1 protein-coding gene is annotated in these 1,228 nt (G+C 66.9%); it reads right to left on the bottom strand.

Translation table 11 applies throughout. The features are described from left to right. Positions 1–11 precede the first annotated feature (11 nt). A complete protein-coding gene (locus MXD62_RS27585) occupies positions 12–1,169 on the bottom strand; it encodes a transposase (RefSeq protein WP_248832314.1) in 1,158 nt (385 codons plus the stop codon). Positions 1,170–1,228: the final 59 nt, after the last annotated feature.

Below are 1,228 nucleotides of genomic sequence, written 5' to 3'. Positions count from 1 at the left end.
GCCTCCTCGCTTCAGGAGCGAGGCGGTCTCACTCCATCTCCACAGGCAGCCACCGCGAGCCCCGCGGCCAGAATGTTGACCGCCGCGTTCACGTCCCGGTCGTGGACCGTGCCGCAGCCGCGACAGGCCCACTCCCGGACGTTGAGCGGCAGTTCCTTCACGATCGACCCGCACACCGAACAGGTTTTGGACGACGGATAGAACCGATCGATCGCAATGACGGTGCGACCGTACCAGCCGGCCTTGTACTCCAACATCCGCCGCAACTCCGACCAGGAAGCATCGGAGATCGCCCGCGCGAGCGAATGATTCCTGACCATGTTGCGGACGGACAGATCCTCGATGACCACCGTTTGGTTCTCGCGGATGATCCTCGTGGACAGCTGGTGGAGATGATCCCGACGCCGGTCGGCGATCCGACCGTGCACCCGGGCGACCCTCGCTCGGGCCTTCGCCCGGTTCGCCGACCCCTTCACCTTCCGGGACAGGTCCCGCTGCGCACGGGCCAGCCGGGCCCGATCCCGACGCTCGTGCCTCGGGTTGGCCACCTTCTCCCCCGTCGACAGGGTGACCAGCGAGGTGACCCCCGCGTCGATCCCCACCCGCCCAGGCGACACGGGAAGGGCGGTGATGGTCTCTTCGACCAGGATCGAGACGTGGTACTGGCCGCGGGCGTTCCGCGACACCGTGACCTGCGAGGGCTCCGCCCCGTCGGGCAGCGGACGCGACCAGACGATCGCCAGCGGCCCGTCCTGCTTCGCCAGCGTGATCCGACCGTCCCGAAAACTGAAACAGTTCCGGAAGTAGGTCGCCGAGTCGAGAGTCCTGCCCTTCTTCTTGAACGTCGGGTAGCCGGCGCGTTTCTGCCAGAAGTTCACATACGCGGTCTGGAGATTCCGCAGCGTGGCCTGAAGCGGGCCTTTCGACGGCTCGGCGAGCCATTCCGTTTCCGGGTCGCGCTTCCACGCTGTGAGCATCCGGTCGGTCTCGGCGTGAGTGACCCGCCGCTGCTCCTGGAACCAGGCCCGGTGCCGTTCGGCGAGCGCCCGGTTGTACACATAGCGGACACAGCCGAAGGTTCGCGCGAGCTGGGCAGCCTGATCGGGGGTCGGGTTGAAACGGTAGCGGTACGCCCGCTTCACCACCTTCGACCCCACAGGTGACAGCATAGCAGGCACGCCTGTCACGCTGTCGTCGATGCGCTGACCCCGACCTGAAGGACAGGGCC

It is taken from the genome of Frankia sp. Mgl5, from assembly GCF_023242985.1.
In the GTDB taxonomy this organism is placed as follows: Bacteria; Actinomycetota; Actinomycetes; order Frankiales; family Frankiaceae; genus Parafrankia; species Parafrankia soli.
The sequence above is the reverse complement of the archived record's forward strand: the minus strand, read 5'-3'. Positions and strand labels throughout refer to the sequence as shown.

Excerpts from the sequence above, each read along its gene's own strand:
- MXD62_RS27585 (WP_248832314.1), bottom strand. The coding sequence starts at position 1,169 with ATGCTGTCACCTGTGGGGTCGAAGGTGGTGAAGCGGGCGTACCGCTAC.